This is a genomic window from Chitinispirillales bacterium ANBcel5, assembly GCA_029688955.1.
In the GTDB taxonomy this organism is placed as follows: Bacteria; Fibrobacterota; Chitinivibrionia; order Chitinivibrionales; family Chitinispirillaceae; genus Cellulosispirillum; species Cellulosispirillum alkaliphilum.
Window position 1 is genome coordinate 25,981 of sequence record JARUKZ010000007.1, and the last position, 20,989, is coordinate 46,969.

A 20,989-nucleotide genomic window follows, 5' to 3' on the forward strand; every position below is an offset into this window, starting at 1 on the left:
AGGTATAAAGATGAGTTTTAATGATGAAATGGCTCGTTATAGCCAATTTGATTTTGATGGCTACTTTTCTTCTGTTACTGACAGTAAAATCCGATCAATCTTAAATAAAGAACGAATAAATGAGAACGACTTTTTAGCTCTCCTGTCCCCTAAAGCGTCCTCTTTTATTGAAGAGATGGCACGCAAAGCACAAGATATTACAAAACGTCAGTTTGGCAATGTCATTTTTCTCTTCACTCCTCTTTATATCTCAAATATTTGCGAAAACGTTTGCTCTTATTGCTCTTTTGCACGTCAGCATAAGATCTCCAGACGCCACCTTACAGTTGATCAGATAAAAAAAGAAGGTATTGCAATAAAAAACCTGGGTATCAGGCATATTCTTATCCTTACTGGTGAGTCAAGGAAGGTTGCCGGTTCTGAATACTTAATAAAGAGCGTCAATGCACTCAGAGATTTGTTCTCTTCTATTGCAATTGAAATATATCCGATGTCTGGTGATGAGTATGGTGAGATGATTGAAAGCGGAGTGGATGGTCTTACCATTTACCAGGAAACTTACGATAAAATCCTTTATGAAAAACTCCATAGAGGAGGACCTAAAGAGGATTATCTTTTCAGGTTAAATGCACCAGAACGTGCCTGTAAGGAAGGAATGCGAAGCATTACTCTTGGGCCTTTGCTTGGTCTTGGGGAACCCAGGAAAGAAGTGTTCTTCTCAGCTCTTCATGTTTCTTATCTTCAAAATCGTTACCCATGGATAGAGACTTCCATTTCGTTTCCCAGAATACGACCTCTTGCTGCTGATTTTGAGCCAAATTTTGTAGTGGGGGATCGATCGTTTGTTCAATTTATGACTGCTTCCAGAATATTTCTTCAAAGTACAGGAATCACTATTTCAACCAGAGAGAGTGCTGAATTCAGAAATGCAATTCTTCCCATGGGACCTACTAAAATGTCTGCAGGAGTATCTACCTCAGTGGGTACACAAAGTGAAAGCCCTTCAGAATCTCAGTTTGAAATTGCAGATAAAAGGTCGGTGCAGGAGATGAAAAAAGACCTGATTTCAATGGGGTACCAACCTGTTATGCACGATTGGAATCATAGTTACACACGATAGGTGTGATGGTTTACGTTAAACCTTTTTTTTTGAGGTATATTAGAAAGTAAGATCTCTATCTATAATTGTATTATCTTTAATCTCTATTGCTCTATCAGAGTCGTTTTGTATAATAACCGATCCAAATACCTTTATATTTGCTCCAAAAGTAACATCACCTTTGATTGTTAAAGATTCACACTCCAGAAGAGATGGTGCTCCATTGGGAAACCGTGATTGGAGTTGATCGATTCGGCTGTAGAAACGAGGGTCGAGATTTATATCTACATGCGTAGCTTTCCGTTGCGGATTTTGTACTATTTTTATATCTTCTGTTAGCAGGTAATAATCTGACCATAGTAAAAGCAGATCTTCACAGCTTTTTACAGGAGCAAAACGGGAGCGTGGAACTCGTAATGCGGTGGCATTATCAAAAACTGAAATCGCAGAGCCCATTGCAGTTTCTATCTGGAAGACTTTAGGTGATTTTTTATCTCTGGGGTCAAGATTTTTAGTATTAACAATGAGAGGTAATTCAAGAAAGTTATGTCTTTTTCTCAGTACTTCTCTTAAAGAAACAAGATTTAGCCAAAGATTATTAGTATTGAAAAAACGGTGACGATCAATATCCATAAAATACTCTTTATCACTATCGGGACACTGTGCAGATTCCCTAAGTAGAAGATGACCATTTTTATGCTTTGCCAGATGACCACCTTTGCGGTCCATAAATGTTCTGTCAGTAACTTCCATCATAAAGGAATAACCATTTGCGCTAAAGTAGCCTAAAATTGAAGTGTCAAGAGAGGCCCCTAAGTTGTCTATATTTGAGACAAATGCATATTTGTATCCGGATTCGATGAGCTTATCTAAAATGTTTGAAGTAATAAAAGCAGTGTACAGGTCACCGTGTCCTGGAGGGTTCCATTCCAATGAGGGGTTTTGTGACCAGGAAGCCGGGGTGAGAGTAGAGCATTGAATTTTTGGAAATTTGTGCTGTAAAAAGGAAAATGGTATATCAGTTTTAATTCGATCATATTTTTCAAGAAGATTTAGTGAATCTTCTTCAGTTTTGAAACTGTTCATTAAGAGCAAGGGTATAGCGGTATTGAACCTTGAGTTAAGATACTCAATCTGTTTTGCGGTTATGTCCATAAAACTATAGCTGGACTTTACAGGTATAAGCGATTTTGCTTTTTTAAGCCCCATGGTGGTTCCAAGGCCACCATTCAGCTTAATGATGACACAATTTTTGAGCGCGTTCTTACCAATAGTGTCCCAATTTTTTATCTCTTCAAGATTTTTAATTTCACTCTGAGAAAGAGGTGTAATCTTATCTTCTGGTATAAGACCGCTACTTCCTTTTTCCAACTGAATAAAATAATGCAGGAAAGTATCGATAACTGAGTCGGGTAGTTTTTCCCTCTTCATTTTTTCTGAAAACATTGTACTTTTGACAATAGTTGCGTCAGGCACTTTACTTATTCCTGTTCGTTAGTTTATAAGAACTAAAGTTATTGGGAAAGCAAATAATGAGTAAAACGAAAGCAAAGCAACTAAAATATAATTAATTGCTTTGCTTTTTAAAAATCAAAATACTAATGTGCAAAAAGTGTACCTACAATTACTACTTTTTATACCTCTGTGAGTTTTTTAGAATCAGAGGAGCAGCTTTGCTCGATTTTGCTAAGTATTTCAAGTAATTCTTTCACCTCTTTGATCGATTCAACTCCAAAACGTGCCCTCGTTGGATTCATTCCGACCTTTATGCTCCACGTTTCTTTAGGGAGTACAGAAAAGAGGTATTCGTCTGTCTCATCATCGCCAATTGCCAGGGTAAAATCCCAATCTTTAAGCTGAAGAAGTTTAAGTCCGACAGTGCCTTTGTTTATACCTGCATTTTTAATCTCAATTACTTTATTTCCCTCAATAATTCCCAAATTGAGATTAGAAACCTGATCGAGAATAGCATCCTTTAATTCGCTTACCCTTAAAGCAGCCAGTTCAGGATCGGTGTTTCTGAAATGGAATGCAAGAGAGTAATCCTTCTCTTCCAGGACTGATCCGGGTGTACGATCAGTGAAAAGTTCAAGGAGAGGTTTAAGTTCTTTTTTCCAGTTATTTTCCTGCGGTTCAAGTATTTCCCACTTATCAGAAGGTTTTTTGATCCATACTCCATGCTCAGCGCAAAGTATAACGTTAGTTTTACCAAACCAGCGTTCAAGAGTTTCTTTGTTTCGACCACTGACAATTGCTACATCATATCCGGAAAAGTCAGTGAGGCGGTTAAGTAGTTGAAGTAGTTTTTCACCGGGTATTGACTTATGTGGTTTACTAGAATGAGGTACCAGTGTACCATCATAGTCAAGCATTAACAGTGCTTTTGAGCTATTGGCTGCTTCAGAAATAAGCTTGTCACGCATTTTTTTGGAAAGTCGATGTGACTGAAGTTTTTCTCTTAAGTGACGGGTTTGTTCTAATCTGCTTACAAAATCATGAGCCCACCTTCTAACATCGTATCGGGTAAGTCGCTGTTGCATAAGAGCGATTCTGTTAACCTGTTCTTCCTTTTCCATGCAGAGAGCTTCTTTTATAGCAGCGGCAATTTCATCAATATTGTTTGGGTTAACCACTATAGCTTCACCCATCTCTCTTGCGGCACCAGCCATTTCACTGAGAATTAACACCCCGCTATTCTCTTTTTTAGTAGCCACATACTCTTTGGCGACCAAATTCATGCCATCACGCAGTGGGGTCACAAGTGCTACATCACAGGTTTGGTATAGTGCACAGAGTGTGGAAAAGGGAAGGGTTCTGTAGAGATTAAGTACAGGAGCCCATCCAAGCGAACCGTGTTTACCATTTATTCTCCCTATGCTCTCATCGATATCTCTCTTTAGCTGGCGATAAGATTCTACTGCTGTTCTTGATGGGACTTCAACCAGGATCATTGTAACCTTCTCTTTCATATCAGGGTTACGATCCAGGAAAAGATCAAAAGCAGAGAGTCTTTGCAGAATACCCTTTGTATAATCAAGGCGATCTATAGCAATAATGAGGGCACGATCTCCTGTTTTTTCTCGTATAGAAGTAATTTCTTTTTTAACTTCAGGGTCAGATCCGACAGAAGAAAACCGTTTATAGTCTATTCCCATCGGGAACACATCTGCTTTCACAAGACGGCTTCCATAGGAAATTTGAGAAAACGTATACTCATGTCCAAGAAGACGTCTTACACTGTTTAGAAAGTGTCTGATGTAATCATACGTGTGAAAACCAATGAGATCTGCTCCAAGTAGACCTGTAAGCAACTCATTTCGCCAGGGTAACAAGCGAAAAATTTCAAGAGATGGGAAAGGTATATGAAGGAAAAAACCAATGGTTGCATTCGGTAATTTTTCTCTAAGTAGCGCAGGTAATAGCATCAACTGATAATCATGAACCCATATTACATCATCATCGCGTGCATGCTCAAGAACTGCATCAGCAAACAACTCATTTACATGAACATAAGATTTCCAAAGGTCTGTTTCATAAAAAGTATGTTGAGGAAAATAATGAAATAATGGCCAAATGGTTTTGTTTGAAAAACCGTCATAAAACTTTTCAATATCAGAGCGTGTAAGGAAGACAGGAATGCAATTGTGTTGGTAGAGATGAGTACGTATTTTTTCTTTCTCAGGGGCCATAATTCGATCACCCTTAAGCCCGGGCCAACCAATCCATAAACATTTATTACTTTGGTGGAAAGAATCAAGACCTGTAGCCAATCCGCCTACACTGGTTGTATAGTGAATTTGACCCTTCTTTTTTTCTGCTGTTATGGGTAATCGGTTGGAAACCAGAACTATTCTTTTCATTATATACCCCGCACTTCTGTTGAATTAATACTTCAGTAACTTCAAAACCAAACGAAGTAAAAAAAAAGGAATATAGTTTTTAAAGCCTGGGGAAGGCCTGACTGATAGATTATTTGTAGACATACTATGTCGTAGAAACGTAATATATATTCAGGACAAGGTTTGTGCAATAAAAAAAAGGTTACAGGTTTTGGCCACCTGCAACCCTTTAAAGCTATAATCTAATCAGCGGGAGATTTTTTTAATTTCAAATTTCATTGAGCCCCGAGGTGCTTTAACTTCTATCTGTTCGCCAACTCCGTGACCAAGTAATGCACTGGCAACTGGAGAGTTGACTGATATCTTACCAGTAGACGGATCTGCTTCTTCAGTACCGGTTATCTCATACTCAACTTCTTCATCGAAATCAAAGTCCCAGAGCAGCACCTTGGTACCAATTACTACTTTATCGGTTACCACAGAATCTTTACTTATGATTTCTGCATTTGATACCTTCATTTCAAGCTCATTTATGCGAATTTCATTGAGTTGAAGAGCATGCTTCGCTGCTTCGTACTCTGCATTTTCTCTTAAGTCGCCAAAGGAACGAGCATAATCAAGTTGCTTTGCTATTTCACGACGACGTGTGGTTTTAAGGTACTCTAATTCAGATCTTAGTTTTTCAAAACCTTCGTTGGTTACATATGTTTTTTCCATGAAGATGACTCCTTTGTCTGGGTAGAAACAAAAAAAGACCCTCTTCACCAAAAAATGATCTTGGTGAAAAAGAATCTAAATGTGTTTCCTGCTTTATTATATATTCAAATTACATCAGGAATATGGTAAAAGCAAAAAAACAGAGAATACTATGAAAGAAGAACTAAAAAAGCTAGAAAAACTGAAGTCAAACATTTCACAATACGAATCTGCTGTTATAGCTTTCTCTGGTGGTTGTGACAGTACACTACTTGCTGCTGTTACAAGGGATGTATTAAAGACCCAAAATATTTTGCTTGTAACAGCACTCTCTTCTACTTATAGCAGTTCAGAGCTTGAGGATTCTAAAAAATTCTCTGCATTGCTTGGATTAAAGCAGCAGTTTATAGTCTCTGAAGAGCTTGAAATAGAAGGGTTTTCAATTAATTCGCCTCTGCGATGTTATTATTGTAAAAAAGCCCTGTTTAGTAAAATAAAAGAATTGGCAACAGATAAGGGGTACTGTGCTGTATTTGATGGAAGTAACTGCGATGATTTGAATGATTATCGCCCGGGAAGACGGGCCCTTAAAGAGTTTAATGTTCAATCGCCTCTCTGTGAATCTGGTTTAACTAAAAAAAACATACGGGCGATCTCCAACATTCTTCGGCTGCCTTCAGCTGAAAAACCAGCAATGGCATGCCTGGCATCGCGATTTCCCTATGGAGAAAAAATTACAAAGAGTAAACTTGAAAGAGTTGGCAGGGCTGAAAATGGAATCAAAATTTTGGGGTTTAATCAATTGAGAGTAAGAAGTCATGGTGATCTGGCAAGAATAGAAATTGATCAGCCTGAGATTGACAATGCATGGAAGATGCGTAAAGAACTGGAAAAAGTATGTTATGAAGCTGGCTTTGTGTACTCTGCACTTGATCTTAAAGGATTTCGAAGTGGTGCGATGAATGAAAGTATTGAAGATCAGATATAGCTGAAAAGAAAAGCCCCGGCAAAAATCCGGGGCTGGTGTTCTAAAGAAAAAGAAAACTATTAATCCACAATCAGCTCTTCCGCTTTCTCTTCTTCACTAATCTCTTCAGCGGTTTGCTCTATTGGCTGCACTTCATCTATGAATTCAGTAACAGAATCGATATAAGATTCATAATCAGGCTCTGGCGTTTCGGTGGTTTCTTCATTAAGATTTACCCTGCTCTGAGCCTGACGAAGCATCTGCTGATAGTGCTGATTTTGAGGATCATAATCTATCGCCTCTATCATTCTCTCCAGAGCAGTTTCTTCCATGTCGTTTTCCATCAAAATTTCATGTCTTAACCCGCGCGGACGCCAATCCCAGGGCATCATTTCCGAACATTCATCCATGAGTCGAATTGCAGTTTCCAGATACTGGTTGTATTCAGTACGTAAAAGTTCTATACTATCACTACTGACCTGATCCGCTGCAGCTTCTTTTGCTCTAATTTGAGATTGAATGTCATTCATTTTGTGACGAATATGAAAGGTTGTTTGCAAATAGATCGAAGCGTAATTTGAGAGAAGGCGCTTTGAGGTTGTATTGAGTATCTCTGCATCTTCACCAAGACTACGAAATTGGTAAACATTGTCTAACAGATATAAAGTTCGTTCAAGATCAAACTGCTCATCCCTGGATACCGTCTCAGGCATTATTCGACTTACAAGACCCTGGTTCTGGAGGTACGGCCCCAGCCCCATAAAGTTGTTGTCAGATACCGTTAAGGCAAAATAGATCGGTTTTTCCCATCTGTTATTATCGACAAAATTTAGAAGCATTCTGTCCTGAACACGAAGAATTGGATGGTTTTCCATTCCCGGAATAATTACCTCTATCCCCGCTCTTCTTAACTCGCGGCGCAAGGGATTTCTGAAAGGATTCCTTTCGGCATGTATATCGTCAATATCATTATCACTGAAAGTAATGGGTACCGATGGTTCAAGGTCCCTAAGTTGCTTTATATACCAGGGAGTATTTAACAGGCTTAGATTTACAACTCGAACATCCTGCCGTATGCCATAGGCCTCCTGGAGTGCCCATAAAGGAAATGTATCATTATCTCCGTTGGTGATTATAATACCGTTTTCTTCAGCACTCATTAAAAGATTATATGCATAATCATAAGCGACCCAGTCGTTGCTGCGGTTATTAAGGGCATGGTTTGTAGTGGCTGGAATAGCCGGAGAAAGAATCAGCAGCGCTGCACATACCGGTGCGACCAGAGAGCGATAATCACTTTTCTTTGAGGTAAAAAGAGCATGTAACAAACATGATGCTGCAATACCGATCCACATACCAAAATACATAAATCCGGCAGTGAAGAAATAATCACGTATCCTCACCTCCCGGTGAACTGTAGGCATCGCTCCCTGTCTTCCCATTTGTACCCATGCATTATAATCGGCTCTTTCCGGTCGTGTACCATCAGCGAAGTTCATATAGAAAACCAGGCCAATAGTAGTAAGGATTGCAAGTGAAATAAGCATAACAGCAAGGTTACGATTTTTCCTGTATAAATAGATCCATCCAAAAATCATAAAGAAGGTAGGGATCAAATAAATAGTAAGCTTTGATATTCCGGCGCCGAAACCATCAAGGAAAAAGTTGCGTTGTGTATCCAGTTCTCCAAGTCGGAAAAACTGAGTTAAATGAAACCCACCAAAGCCCATATGTTCCTCTATACCGAACTGGGTTCCCAAAGCTCCCCGCCTCCAGAACATACGACGAATCATGCTTTCCTGACCATACTGGCGTCGTTCAAGAAAATCTATAAGTGCAGCCCAGTTATCGGGATGACCTTCATTGATCATGGGTTCCAGTGCAGAACGAATAGGGATAAAAAGATGTACAGAGTACCCTATTAGTGCAAAAAAAGCAAGCCAGAAACAAAAACGCCATTTATACTGGTTTTCACCCTTAACTGAAGAAAAGAGAAATAAGGTTAAGGCTGTTAGTGGGCCAAGCCACAGAAAAGAGGAAAGGCTATAGAGAATAGATGCCATAAGTATACCGGTAGCCCAAAACCTTATATCCCGTCGTTTTTCTTTATCTGCAAGGATAATAAAAAGAAAAGCAGGAGGCAGTATAATCATGGTATACATATGCAGCCCAATTCCAAGAAACCCAATAAACGCTACAAGAACAAGCAAACGGTCACGGTAGGGGTTTGTGCTTTGATACCACTTTAATATAAGCCAGGTACAAATTGCTATAGCAAGCATTGAGAGATTGTATACTGATGTCTCAACTGCGCTGAACCAAAAGGTATAACCAAAAACTGAGAACAGACCACCAACAAATCCACCTACATATACAGTAATTTTTTTCCAAAGTGTGTCGGGTATACCTACATAGCTGATCGCTACCCGCACTACAATCAAGTACATAAACACAGCGGTTAGAGCACTGGCAAGCACAATAGTAAAATTCATCCTGTATCCTACATCTTCAAAAAATGAAAAGAAGATACTTGAGACACGCATGAGGAGTACAAAAAGTGGGTTGCCCGGAGGATGGGGAATACCAAGAGAGTGGCCGGCTGCTATATATTCTCCACAATCCCAAAATGCTACTGTCGGAGCAACTGATGTTATGAATGCTATAAAAGCGGTAAGAAAAACCACTGCGGCAACGAGCCGATTAGTGCGCGCGTGAACCTGTTCCAAAATTAATCCCTTTCTCAAAACATGTTTTGTTTCAGACAGATGAAACTTATTTATTATATAATAGTGAATAGTTGCATCTGGAGTCTGAAACTCAATTGATACGGAAAAGCTAAACAGCTAAAATAATCGTGTTCAGAGTAGACGGTCAATATGCAAGTACGTAATTGAATCTCTTTTATTCATATCTGCACAATAAATTCGACGTAAAATGCTCAAAATATATTGGTTTTGATGTAAAACCTTTAAAAGGTTTCACTAATCAGTACAAAATATTATGTTTACTTGCTTATGATGCACTTTAAATTAAAAAAAATGAACTGAACAGCTTCAAATTCCTGTCCGGTGTTGAGGAGTAAAAAAAATGGCTGAAAAATTTATCTATTATATGCATGGACTCACAAAGGTACACCCACCACGAAAAGAGGTGCTTAAAGATATTTCCCTGTCATTTTATTATGGGGCTAAAATAGGAATAATTGGAGTTAATGGTTCGGGTAAAAGTACGTTACTGAAGATCATGGCGGGTCTGGATAGTGAATTTCAGGGCGAGGCCTGGATTGAAAAGGGAAGAACTGTTGGTTACCTGTCTCAGGAGCCTCAACTGGATGAAACACTGGACGTAAAAGGGAATGTAGAACTTGCAGTAAAGGGCACGCGGGACTTGCTTGAACAGTTTGAAGAAATTTCGGCTCAATTTGCTGAACCCATGGATGATAGTGAAATGGATAAGCTAATGGCTAAACAGGCTGAGATTCAGGATAAAATCGAAGCTGTTGATGCCTGGGATCTTGATCGGCAACTTGAAATTGCAATGGATGCTCTTAGACTGCCTCCAGGGGATGCTGATGTAAAAAACCTTTCGGGGGGGGAGAAAAGAAGAGTCGCTCTTTGTAAGCTACTCCTACAAAAACCTGACCTGCTTTTACTGGATGAACCTACTAATCATCTTGATGCAGAGTCGGTGGCATGGCTTGAGCGCCACCTAAAAGAATACGCTGGATCTGTTATATTGGTAACCCATGATCGCTACTTTCTCGATAATGTAGTGGAGTGGATTCTTGAATTGGACAGAGGCAGGGGTATTCCATGGAAAGGGAATTATGCTTCATGGTTAGAGCAGAGAACCGAAAGGATGCAAAAAGAAGAGAAGGAGGAAAGTGTTAGACAAAGGAGGCTTAAAAATGAGCTGCAATGGGTTCAGATGTCCCAAAAAGCCCGACAGTCTAAAGGCAAAGCCCGTCTAAATGCCTATGAAGAGCTAAGGTCTCTTGAGATACCGGAAAAAGTGAATACAGCCAGTATTGTCATTCCTCATGGCCCTCGTTTAGGTAATGTGGTGATAGATGCTAAAGAGCTAACCAAAGCTTACGGTGATAAGCTTTTGTTTGAGAATCTCACCTTCAGTTTGCCAAGAGCCGGAATTGTGGGAATCATTGGTGCCAATGGAAGTGGTAAAACTACTCTGCTGAATATTATAACATCACGGGAAAAGCCAGATTCCGGTAGTATTACAGTGGGTGAAACTGTGGAACTAAGCTATGTTGATCAGGTTAGAGACGCTTTAAATGGTGAAAATACTGTTTATGAAGAGATTACAGGTGGAAAAGATACTCTGAACCTTGGAAAAATTGAGGTTAACTCAAGAGCTTATGTAGGTAAATTTAACTTCTCTGGCTCAGATCAACAAAAACAGGTAAAACAACTATCCGGTGGAGAGAGAAACAGAGTTCATTTGGCGAAAATGCTACAAAGTGGGGGCAATGTCCTTCTTTTGGATGAACCTACCAATGATTTAGACGTAGAAACCCTTCAGGCTCTCGAACAGGCTATAAGTGATTTCTCCGGCTGTGCCGTTATCGTGACTCATGACCGTTGGTTCCTTGATCGCATTGCGACTCATATCCTTGCTTTTGAAGGCGATAGCACTGTTGTATGGCATGAGGGTAATTACGACAGCTATGAAACTAAAAAACGGGAGCGGTTAGGGATAGGTGCTGAGCAACCACATCGAATTAAATATAAACCTTTGCAAAGATAACCTGTTTTGAGAAATTTAGCTCTTGGCAGGAATAATCCTGCTAAGAGTTTATGACATGATCGATATACTTGGCCTTTTTTTGGGCCAATTTATACCATGAATAATTTTGGGCAAATCTCCTGCCTTCTTCCCCCATAGCTCTTCGATTATTTCTCTCTCTTAGTAGGATAGCAATATATTGGCTCATTTGATTTGGAGTTTCAAATAGAAAACCGGTTTTTTCATGAACTACTGTTTGGCGCAGACCTGGTATATTTCGGGCAACAACGGGTGTTTGACATGCCTGAGATTCAAGAGAAACCATTCCCCAGGACTCATACCTTGAGGGTACAACGGTCAGAGAACAACTGCTTATGAGACTAGGCAGTTCTTTTCGTTCTACTCTGCCTAAAAACTCAGTATTATCGTCTATTTTATGCCACTTTATCCTAGATTTTACTTTTTCACTGTCTTTACCGCTTCCAGCTATAATAAGTCTTACTTCAGGGTTATGTTTGACCAGGATAGAAAATTGTTGAAGTAAAATGTCTATACCTTTTTGGAAAATTTCTATACGTCCTAGAAATAGAACAGTTTGTGGATCTTTTTCCTCTTTGGGTGTAGTAAAAAACTCTTCTTCGACTCCATTTTCTACCACCATTGGGTTCGAAGGGTTTAAAGCACATTTTTTTGAGATTATGTTCATTAGATCTTGTGAGCTAAACAGGGTATTTCCATTGAAATGGCTTATGCAATATTTTTCAAAAATAAAAGGGATTAATCCTGCTGGTCCAAATTTTTTTAAATGGATGGATGCACCGTAATAGTTTTGAAGGATTGAAATAAGTTTGCCTGAAGTGATGTATTTAAATGAAAAAAGGGGGGAGTAGGGTGAAAAATCTTCGATTACTACATCGTACAGGCTCCTTGTCCGCTTTAGCATCTTTTTAGCTTCAGAAGAGTACTGTAATCGGCTTAAAAGATAACTTTTCTTTTTTTTTCCTAAAAATATCACTTGTACTCTTTTGTTAATGGCATAGTTTTCAGATCCCACAAAAGAGGCACAGTATATATCTATCCGGAAATTTTCGGGAAACCTTTTGTATAATTCAACGGTTCTGTAAAATCCACCACCACCAAGCCAGGGGTTTTTTTCATTATCGTAGATAAAATGGGCGATTCTAAACACAAAAATATTCCTCAACTACAAAAAGTTTCAACAAAATAGGTGCACTAACGAATAACCAATTCATAGGTTTATGATTCTATAAGGAGTCTATATGAAGGATATCAACTCTGAGGTAGTAATTTCGGAGGGGAGAGGATTCGAACCTCCGGTAGGGTTGCCCCTACGCAGGTTTAGCAAACCTGTGCCTTAAGCCGACTCGGCCACCCCTCCAAAAATTGGAAATTTAATATAACTAATTATCTATTAAATAACAAGAGTATTTTTTGCTGTGGGGACGATCAAAACTAATGAACTGAGCTTTTAATGCGATATAGTATATATTTATGATTTATTAGCACATTAAAATATTGTATTTTTTTATACCATCTTATATTTAATAGGTGATATAATTTAAATAGAATTAGACACTGAAACTTTTTTCTAACAGGGGAGTATTGCTTCAGGAAGTATTGAGTGCCAGGGATCGGGAATATTCACACTTTCTTTGCAGTGTTTCTATAAATCTCTATGAACAACAAAAACTTACGAGAGACCTTTTACCGCTACCTACGCTATTTTCTTGCAAAAGATGAATCGACAGCAACTACCTACGATAAATACATGGCTTTGGCATATGCGGTAAGAAGCGAACTGGTAGATCGTTGGATTGAAACCCAGAAACGGTATAAAGAACGCACCCTCAAGCGGGTATATTATCTTTCAATGGAATATACTCTCGGCAAAAGTTTATACTCAAATATCCTCAGCCTGGGGATTATGGAGGCCATGACCTCTGCAGTCGAATCCCTTGGTTTCTCTATAGATGAGTTGTACCAGAAAGAGGATGATTTTGAACTGGGTAATGATGGAAAAAGCAGAGTTGCTGCTTGTTTTCTGGAAGCAGCTGCGACCTTAGATATTCCCGTTATGGCATATGGGCTTCGATACGATTACGGACAGTTTCAGCAGCAGATTAAAAACGGCACACAGGTTGAAAAACCTTACGATTGGCTTCATAGAGGGCATCCCTGGGAAATAGTGCGCCCTGAATACTCCTGCAGTATACAGTTTGCCGGTGATTGTAAAAGAGCAAATGATTCAACCCCACTTGGCCCTTATAATTGGAAGGGAGAGGAAGTCGTTCACGCTGTCCCTTATGATGTACCAATTGCAGGATACTGCAATAAAACCGTTAATACCCTTAGAATGTGGTCCGCACGGGCAAGTGAAGAGTTCCTTTCCGATTATCTTAATCACGGTGATTATGTCAGAGCCTGTGATGAGAAAAGCCAATCAGGCAGAATAACTAAAGTTATGTTCCCCGAAGAAGGGGTTAGGCGTGCTCATGAACTACGTCTTAAGCAGCAGTACTTTTTTGTTAGTGCTGCGCTTCAAGACATTGTGCGCAGGTATAAAAGCCAGGGTGGTGAAATAAGTGATCTGGACAAACAAATCGTAATACAGGTAAACGGTAGCAAATGTGCGCTAGCTATTCCCGAAATGATGCGAATTCTTGTCGATAGTGAAAGGTTACCCTGGGGCAAAGCGTGGAGTATTACGCAAAACATTTTTGCCTATACAAGCAACGCAGTGTCAAAAGACAACATTGAAACCTGGCCTGTTTACAAAATAGGTCAGATGCTACCACGTATAATGCAAATTATCTTCGATATAAATCAGCTGCATCTTGAAGAAGTCGGTAAAAGAACAGGTAATAACAGCTCGACTCTTCGTGAGCTCTCTTTGATAGAGGAGGGAGAAGTTAAAAGGATTCGTTTTGCTGATCTGGCTATCCTGGGATCCTTTTCTATAAATGGCGTTTCAAAGTCTCATACCGACTTGATAAAGAAACAGATCTTTCCACATTTTTCACGCTACTTTCCCGAAAGATTTAACTCTAAAACAAACGGAGTTGCTCATCGCAGGTGGCTGCTTGTTGACAATAAAGATTTAGCTGAACTGATAAGTGACACCATTGGAAACAGGTGGATAAAAGAACCTGAACAACTTATCAATTTAGAACGACACGCAGACAATACAGATGTTCTTAAGAAGTTAGCTTTAGTAAAAGCTAAAACTAAAGAAAATTTGTGCACCATTTTGAATGAAACAATTGGTGTTTCTGTGAATAAAGATATGTTTTTTGATATTCAGAGTAGAAATATTCATACGGGCAAACGTCAGGTTTTACATCTGTTGCATATATTGCATCGCTATATTCTGATAAAAAACGGGGATAAAACACTTTTGCCCAGAGTACATATCTTCTCCGGTAAGGCCTCGCCTTCAGATTTTCTTGCAAAGCAGATTATTCATCTCATAAATGTTATAGCTGATCTTGTAAACAAAGATCCACAACTTAGTGGGAAAATGAAAATCGTATTTATTCCCAACTTCGGTATGAGCTGGGCTGAAAGGATAGTGCCTGCTGCAGATCTTTCTGAGCAAATATCCACTGCTACCCTTGAGGCATCCGGTACTTTCAATATGAAGTTTGCCCTCAATGGTGCTATAACCATAGCAAGTCGAAGTGGGTCGAATTTAGAAATGATTGAAAAAGTAGGCACGGATAATATATTTCCTTTCGGTAGAAAAACTGAAGAACTTCTGGCAATGAATGATTATAATCCCAATGATATTATAGGTGCAGACAGAAGACTTGAAGATATATTTTCCCTCTTGGATGAATTATTACCTGCTGTTCAGGATGGACATGCAATATATCCACTGCTATCTTCCTTACGTGATGCAGATAGGCAATTTGCTTTACTTGATTTCGATGACTATGTGTCTAAACAAAAGGATATTGATATTCTGTTTGCTAATAAAAATGACTGGTACAGGAAATGTTTATTAAACATCGCAAGGGTCGGTTGGTTTTCTGCTGACCGTGCGGTAAAAGAATACGCTCAAACTATTTGGAAAATACCTGTATGAATAAGGGTTCAAAACTCACCGGTATATCTGTTGTTTCTGGTTGGGGAGCTGGTAAAGCCTACTTTGTAGGAAGAGCTGTACAACAAGCATCAGCAGTGACTATTTCCCGTCAGGAAGTAGGCAATGAGGTTATACGCTTTGGAGAGATACGCGAGCAGGCAAAAAAAGATTATCGTCAGCTTATAGAAGAGATGGGGGACAGGGCTCCACTGGACACTTCCATACTCAACATCTACGAACACATTCTCGATGATCCTGCTTTTATTGGGCAGGTGGTAGAAACTATTACTACACGTCTCTATGACCTTGAAAGTTCTATACGCATCGTTTCTGATGATTTCATAAAACGGTTTGAATCAGCTGGCACCTCCTATTTTAAAGAACGATGCAGCGACATGGTAGAGGTGTGCGAAAAACTTGTTTCTTATCTGTATCAGGACAATGGAAGAGCAAGGAGTTTCATTGAACCGGTTGTTTTAGTAGTACTTAGAACATTCACCCCTACAGACATTTTAGCCTATGATAAATCAAAAATTGAGGCTGTAGTCACAACAAGCGGTGGAAAAACCAGTCACGCTGCTATCCTTGCGCGCTCCTATTCAATACCGGTTATTTCCGGCGTACGTAACCTAAAGGAATATATTCATCCTGGAGACCAGTTACTGGTTGATGCTACCAATTCAACGGTGTACATCAGACCATCTGCTTCTGTTTTAGGAAAATACAAACGCAGTGAAGGTGTTGAGCAGCAATTAGCACATTTAAAGAAAAAGTGGTGCAGGCCCGTTTACACTAAAGATGGGGTTAAAATTGACGTGCTTGCAAATATTTCACTTCCAGATGACGTTGATGAAGCTGTTGAACATGGTGCTGATGGTATCGGTTTGGTTAGAACTGAATATTTGCTATCAAACAGAAAAGAGATGCCATCAGAAGATGTCCATTACGCCTACTATAAAGAGATACTTGCTAAGAGTAATGGAAAACCCTGTGTAATCCGACTTATGGATATCGGGGGAGATAAAATTCCTCAGTTTTTTGAAATGCCCTCAGAATTTAATCCGTTTATGGGCTGGAGAGCTATTCGTATTTTTCTGGAACGAAAAGACATATTCGCCACACAGATCAGAGCTATTCTAAAAGCTGGTGAAGGCTACAACTATTCTATCATGGTTCCTATGGTTACAACACTGCAGGAATGGCTTGCAGCAAAGGAAATAATAGGCAACATTGCTGCAGAAATGGGACTTAGTATGCCCAAATGTGGTGTGCTATTCGAAGTCCCTCTTTCAATTCTTGAGATGAATACTTTCATGAAAGAAATCGATTTTGCATCCATTGGAACAAATGATCTGATCCAGTATCTTAGTGCTGCTGACAGAAATAATTCAAAAGTTAACTACCTTTACAACCCTGTTGAACCAGCATTTTTAAGAATAATAAGATCTGCTTTCAGAACAGCAAATGATAATGGAATGCCATTATCAATTTGCGGAGAGATGGCCGGTAATCCTTCACATACCGCTCTGCTCATAGGCTTAGGACTAAGAAAATTCAGCGTTATGCCAAGGAATATCCCACTTATAAAAGAGCTAATAGCCAACATCAGTCTGGCAGAAGCTTCTGAAAGCATCTCTCATATAGATGCTATTGAAACCACTGAAGCTATGACTAAGTGGCTAAAAAATATCAATAAAAGACTTTTGGGTGATGCTCTTACCAAATTACCATCCACCGATGCACTGCTTTAGTTAACTGAATTAAGAGCGTTCCATTGCTATAAGGCGTAAGAATTCATTTCTGGTTGCAATCTCATCCCTAAAGCTTCCAAGCATAGCAGAGGTTATCATTTTTGAATTTTGCTTGGATACGCCACGCATCATCATGCAAAGATGCTGGGCTTCTATTACAACTCCAACCCCCTCAGCGTCAATCGGTTCCATGATCACATCTGCAATTTGTTGCGTGAGTCGTTCCTGAACCTGAAGTCTTCGGGCAAAACAGTCAACCAAACGCGCCAGCTTACTAACACCATACACTTTGTTTTGGGCGATATAGCCAATATGGCACTTGCCAAAAAACGGCAACATGTGATGCTCACACATACTGTACAGCTCTATGTCGCGTACGATTATCATGTGATTGCATTCCTCTTTAAATATTGCCTTCTTGATTATTTCTTCAGGATTCTGTTGATAACCCTGAGTCAGATGGGCCCACGCTTTGCAGGATCTGGTTGGCGTATCAAGCAAACCCTCGCGTTTAGGATCCTCACCAATAGACTCTATAATCATCCTGATCCCATTCTCCATTTTTCCATCCACTTTTTAACTCCTAAATTTCCAGTAACAAAAAACTCTCAGAAAACGTTTAAAATATGTAACAACTTTTTTTAAAAAAATTGAGGAACAGAAATTGCCGTTTAAGGCTAAAAAAATTATGTTTATAGGGAAAATACATTTTTCCTAGGCAATTATGGTTAAAGGAATTGGGTAAGAAGTATACTTAAGTTCTTAAACTGTTTAAAAAATCACAGGGAAAGGGCCGTTATCGTGCGTACCAGAACACAAAAGAAAAACTCCTATATCAAAGCGTTAGCTCTGCTTTTGGTGCTAATTGTTGGTATCATCCTGTACTCAAAAATCAGCAGTGGTGGGATGATGTCCGGTCTTGCCGGGTTATTAAATGCTGATTTCGAAAACTTTAGAAATCTAACACGGTTTGATGAAGATCAATTGGATGCTATACGAGAAGAGTTTGCCGGCTTTTGGGTTTACGATTTTGGTGATCCTGAGGTCGATCCGGTAGCTGTGTCTGAAAGGCTTGAATTAATCGATAATGGTATCGCATGGCATGTGATCACTTGGACTTTGAATCTACCTTCAGGAGAAAGAGAACGGTTTCATCATGTTAGAAACGGATATTTCGTTCCATATTCTTTAAGTCATGACAGCAGTACAAATCTTTGCGAAGGAATTATAATTCACCAGGCATTGGTAACTGAAGCTGATACCTGTTATGGGGAAAGTAAGGCGCTTGAGATGTGGGAACTTAGTTTTCAGGACGATAACTTAAACTTTAATAATCGCATATTCACTAAATATGATGGTGAACTTTTGGAGTTTTTTCCTGATAATGATTTACTACCTCTGGTGGATCGAATAGATGTTAGGGCATGTCGAATGGGACTAACTCTCAGGCATTTAAGCAGGGCTTCTTTGAAAGACAACTTTGACGAGGTTAAGGGAGATCGTAAAACCATTGTTGAATCCATTATAGAAGAGTATTACACTCCTCTTGAGATAGAAGAAATGGTAAGGGGGTATGATGAGAGAGCTATTCCTGAGAGTATAGATGTTACTCTTAACATTTCAAAAGAGGGTGAGGTGACTAATTTTAGGAATCATTCGACCAGTCTTGTAACCGCCAGGTTTAATAAAGAGCTGAACAGGGAAATCAAGGGATGGGTCTTTCCCGCCTTTCAGAAAGATGAGTCGTTTCGTATCACTATTCCTCTTAAGTAGAATGGACGATTTCTGAAAAGGTGATGTTGTGCTCTCAAGGTGTGTAATTAATCATTGTGTTGCTACTGTGACGGTATCATTCAGGCATACAAGTACCGGTAAAATAAGGATAAATCAGGTTGATTTAGATCCACCGGGAGAGGCCGTGACTTCAGAATCAGTTGTGTTTAAAGATGAGGAAAGGGTTTGGGAGTACTGTGAAGTTTTTCGCTTGTTTTTGAGCGGAAACATAAAGCAATTTCCTGATGTGCCGCTTGAGCTTAAACACGTTACTGCTTTTAGAAGGTCAGTTTTGCTTGCAGCAAGACAAATACCGTGGGGTAAAACAGTTACCTACGCCCAACTGGCTGAAAAAGCCGGAAACAAGGGTGCCATACGGGCTGCTGCTTCTGCTTTGGCAAACAATCCATTTCCTCTTGTTATTCCATGTCACAGGATAATTCGCAGTGATGGAACTTTGGGTGGTTTTTTAAAAAGTAAAAATGATAAATCAATTTTACTGAAAGAAAAGCTTCTGGAGCGGGAAGGTGTTGATGTAAATCAGCTTCGGCTATGAAACAATTTCCAGGCAGTCTCTATAGCACTGATCAAACTTTGTTGAGAAGCTATACCCTTTAAAGCAAGATCAAATGCTGTTCCGTGGCCTACAGATGTTCGTATTATAGGAAGGCCAACAGTGATATTTACACCCCGATAAAAGTCCATCGATTTTAGTGCTACAAAACCATGGTCATGTAACATTGATACAACTCCATTGAATTCACCTCTAAATGCCCGCATAAACACTGTGTCTGGCGGATAGGGCCCTGTAACCATAATGTTTTCTTCCCTGCCTCTTTTTATTGCAGGGTTTATCGTTTCTATTTCTTCTCTTCCAAAAAGGCCATTTTCACCAGCATGGGGATTGAGGCCACTTACAGCAATTAAAGGTTCCTTGTTTCCAAGTTGTTTCAAAGTTTTATTAAGCAAACGAATCTGTTTTAACACTCTTTCTTCATTTATCTGCTCGATTGCTTCCCTTAATGAGCAGTGTGTTGTTACGTGGGCTACTGCAACATCATGGAGAAGAAAAACCATTGAGTAGTTAGTAGTTGAAGTATAGTGAGCAAATATTTCGGTATGGCCTGGAAACGGTATCTCAGCAAGTTTTAATGATTCCTTACTGATAGGGTTAGTTATAACGCCACACGCTTTTTTTTCAATAGTAAGCTGTATGGCTTTTCGAATATAGCTAAAAGCAGCTTTACCGCAAATGGCCTGTGGCTTGCCGGGAGTGTACAAGTGTGGAGCTGTAACATTTAAACTGATGACATTAATTCTGTCTTTAACTGCCTCACATGGCTCAGTAATTTCGTTGAATCGGCAGTTTTGGTTTAGTTTTTTGGCTGTATATTGAAGAACAGAGAGATCTCCTACAATTACTACTCTAAACTTATCAAAGTAATCACTCTCAGAGAGTGCTTTTAGAGCAATCTCGGGTCCGATACCGGCAGGATCTCCCATCGTTAACAGAAATACCGGAGAATTTTTCACAGATTCAACACCAGGTTAAAAGAAGAATAAACGTTATAATGGTAAAATTAATAACAAAAATATAAAATAGCAATAATTGAGACGGCTGCTAAGGTGTATAGAATCTTTAACAATAAGAAGATAAAACAATAGTTTTGTGGAAATAGAAAAAAATAAAGCACCTATATGCTTTAGCGACCAGCTTTAAAATAGAAAGTAACTAATTCTGAATAGAAAAAAGGTAATACATACTGTTTTAATTCCTATTTTGAATCGGCTTTTCTAAATACTGAAGCAATGTTTTCCAGATTCTGTTCCTTAGATTCAGAAGCTTCTTTGTTTTCTTTTTGAATCTTTTCGTAAATTTCCTCTCGATTTACAGCAACATTCCTTGGTGCTTCAATTCCAAGTTTTACGTTTCTGCCATCCAGATCAACGATCTTAACCACGATCGTATCTCCAATGCGTATGGATTCACCAAGTTTACGTGTTAAAACAAGCATG

Annotated in this window: 15 protein-coding genes and 1 tRNA gene; 7 read left to right on the forward strand and 9 right to left on the reverse strand. The window is 39.2% G+C overall.

Annotation, left to right across the window (positions count from 1 at the left end; genetic code table 11):
* Positions 1–10 precede the first annotated feature (10 nt).
* Entirely contained in the window at positions 11–1,120 is a 1,110-nt protein-coding gene (thiH, locus tag QA601_05325) for a 2-iminoacetate synthase ThiH (protein ID MDG5814486.1), read from the forward strand.
* Between the two features lie 39 nt (positions 1,121–1,159).
* Here the strand turns inward: thiH and QA601_05330 are convergent, their stop codons facing one another.
* From QA601_05330 to greA, 3 genes are all read right to left on the reverse strand, one after another.
* Entirely contained in the window at positions 1,160–2,575 is a 1,416-nt protein-coding gene (locus tag QA601_05330; GenBank protein MDG5814487.1) for a UTP--glucose-1-phosphate uridylyltransferase, read from the reverse strand.
* Between the two features lie 158 nt (positions 2,576–2,733).
* Entirely contained in the window at positions 2,734–4,959 is a 2,226-nt protein-coding gene (locus tag QA601_05335; GenBank protein MDG5814488.1) for a bifunctional alpha,alpha-trehalose-phosphate synthase (UDP-forming)/trehalose-phosphatase, read from the reverse strand.
* A 225-nt stretch (positions 4,960–5,184) separates the two neighbouring features.
* On the reverse strand, positions 5,185–5,655 hold the full coding sequence (greA, locus tag QA601_05340; protein ID MDG5814489.1) for a transcription elongation factor GreA: 471 nt from the start codon (positions 5,653–5,655) through the stop codon (positions 5,185–5,187).
* 151 nt (positions 5,656–5,806) lie between these two features.
* Here greA and larE point away from each other — a divergent pair, with 151 nt between their 5' ends.
* Entirely contained in the window at positions 5,807–6,622 is an 816-nt protein-coding gene (gene larE, locus QA601_05345; GenBank protein MDG5814490.1) for an ATP-dependent sacrificial sulfur transferase LarE, read from the forward strand.
* A 59-nt stretch (positions 6,623–6,681) separates the two neighbouring features.
* Here larE and QA601_05350 read toward each other — a convergent pair whose 3' ends face one another.
* Positions 6,682–9,327 (reverse strand): DUF2723 domain-containing protein, encoded by a 2,646-nt coding sequence (locus QA601_05350; protein ID MDG5814491.1) that lies wholly within the window; start codon positions 9,325–9,327, stop codon positions 6,682–6,684.
* Between the two features lie 361 nt (positions 9,328–9,688).
* On the opposite strand from QA601_05350, the gene ettA reads away from it, so the two are divergent.
* Entirely contained in the window at positions 9,689–11,365 is a 1,677-nt protein-coding gene (ettA, locus tag QA601_05355; protein MDG5814492.1) for an energy-dependent translational throttle protein EttA, read from the forward strand.
* A gap of 40 nt (positions 11,366–11,405) precedes the next feature.
* On the opposite strand, the gene QA601_05360 is transcribed toward ettA, so the two are convergent.
* Positions 11,406–12,533, reverse strand: coding sequence for a glycosyltransferase family 4 protein (locus QA601_05360; protein ID MDG5814493.1), 1,128 nt, complete (start codon positions 12,531–12,533; stop codon positions 11,406–11,408).
* A 122-nt stretch (positions 12,534–12,655) separates the two neighbouring features.
* Positions 12,656–12,743, reverse strand: a tRNA-Ser gene (locus QA601_05365).
* 297 nt (positions 12,744–13,040) lie between these two features.
* Between QA601_05365 and glgP the strand changes: the two genes are divergently transcribed.
* Both glgP and ptsP read left to right on the forward strand, forming a co-directional pair.
* Positions 13,041–15,449: a glycogen/starch/alpha-glucan family phosphorylase gene (gene glgP, locus QA601_05370; GenBank protein MDG5814494.1), complete on the forward strand. Its 2,409-nt coding sequence runs from the start codon at positions 13,041–13,043 to the stop codon at positions 15,447–15,449.
* Entirely contained in the window at positions 15,446–17,200 is a 1,755-nt protein-coding gene (ptsP, locus tag QA601_05375) for a phosphoenolpyruvate--protein phosphotransferase (GenBank protein MDG5814495.1), read from the forward strand. The genes glgP and ptsP overlap by 4 nt, the downstream gene beginning before the upstream one ends.
* 9 nt (positions 17,201–17,209) lie before the next feature.
* Here the strand turns inward: ptsP and folE are convergent, their stop codons facing one another.
* Positions 17,210–17,773, reverse strand: a complete 564-nt coding sequence (gene folE, locus QA601_05380) for a GTP cyclohydrolase I FolE (protein ID MDG5814496.1) — start codon at positions 17,771–17,773, stop codon at positions 17,210–17,212.
* A 228-nt stretch (positions 17,774–18,001) separates the two neighbouring features.
* Between folE and QA601_05385 the strand changes: the two genes are divergently transcribed.
* Together QA601_05385 and QA601_05390 are read left to right on the forward strand one after the other, a co-directional pair.
* Positions 18,002–18,973, forward strand: a complete 972-nt coding sequence (locus QA601_05385) for a hypothetical protein (protein ID MDG5814497.1) — start codon at positions 18,002–18,004, stop codon at positions 18,971–18,973.
* Positions 18,974–19,001: 28 nt separating this feature from the next.
* On the forward strand, positions 19,002–19,529 hold the full coding sequence (locus QA601_05390) for a methylated-DNA--[protein]-cysteine S-methyltransferase (GenBank protein ID MDG5814498.1): 528 nt from the start codon (positions 19,002–19,004) through the stop codon (positions 19,527–19,529).
* On the opposite strand, the gene pdxA is transcribed toward QA601_05390, so the two are convergent.
* Together pdxA and csrA are read right to left on the reverse strand one after the other, a co-directional pair.
* On the reverse strand, positions 19,514–20,506 hold the full coding sequence (gene pdxA / locus QA601_05395; GenBank protein MDG5814499.1) for a 4-hydroxythreonine-4-phosphate dehydrogenase PdxA: 993 nt from the start codon (positions 20,504–20,506) through the stop codon (positions 19,514–19,516). The two genes, QA601_05390 and pdxA, sit on opposite strands and share 16 nt — an antisense overlap.
* 242 nt (positions 20,507–20,748) lie before the next feature.
* The gene (gene csrA / locus QA601_05400; GenBank protein ID MDG5814500.1) at positions 20,749–20,988 is read right to left on the reverse strand and encodes a carbon storage regulator CsrA; all 240 of its coding nucleotides are present in this window, start codon (positions 20,986–20,988) and stop codon (positions 20,749–20,751) included.
* Between the last annotated feature and the right edge of the window lies 1 nt (position 20,989).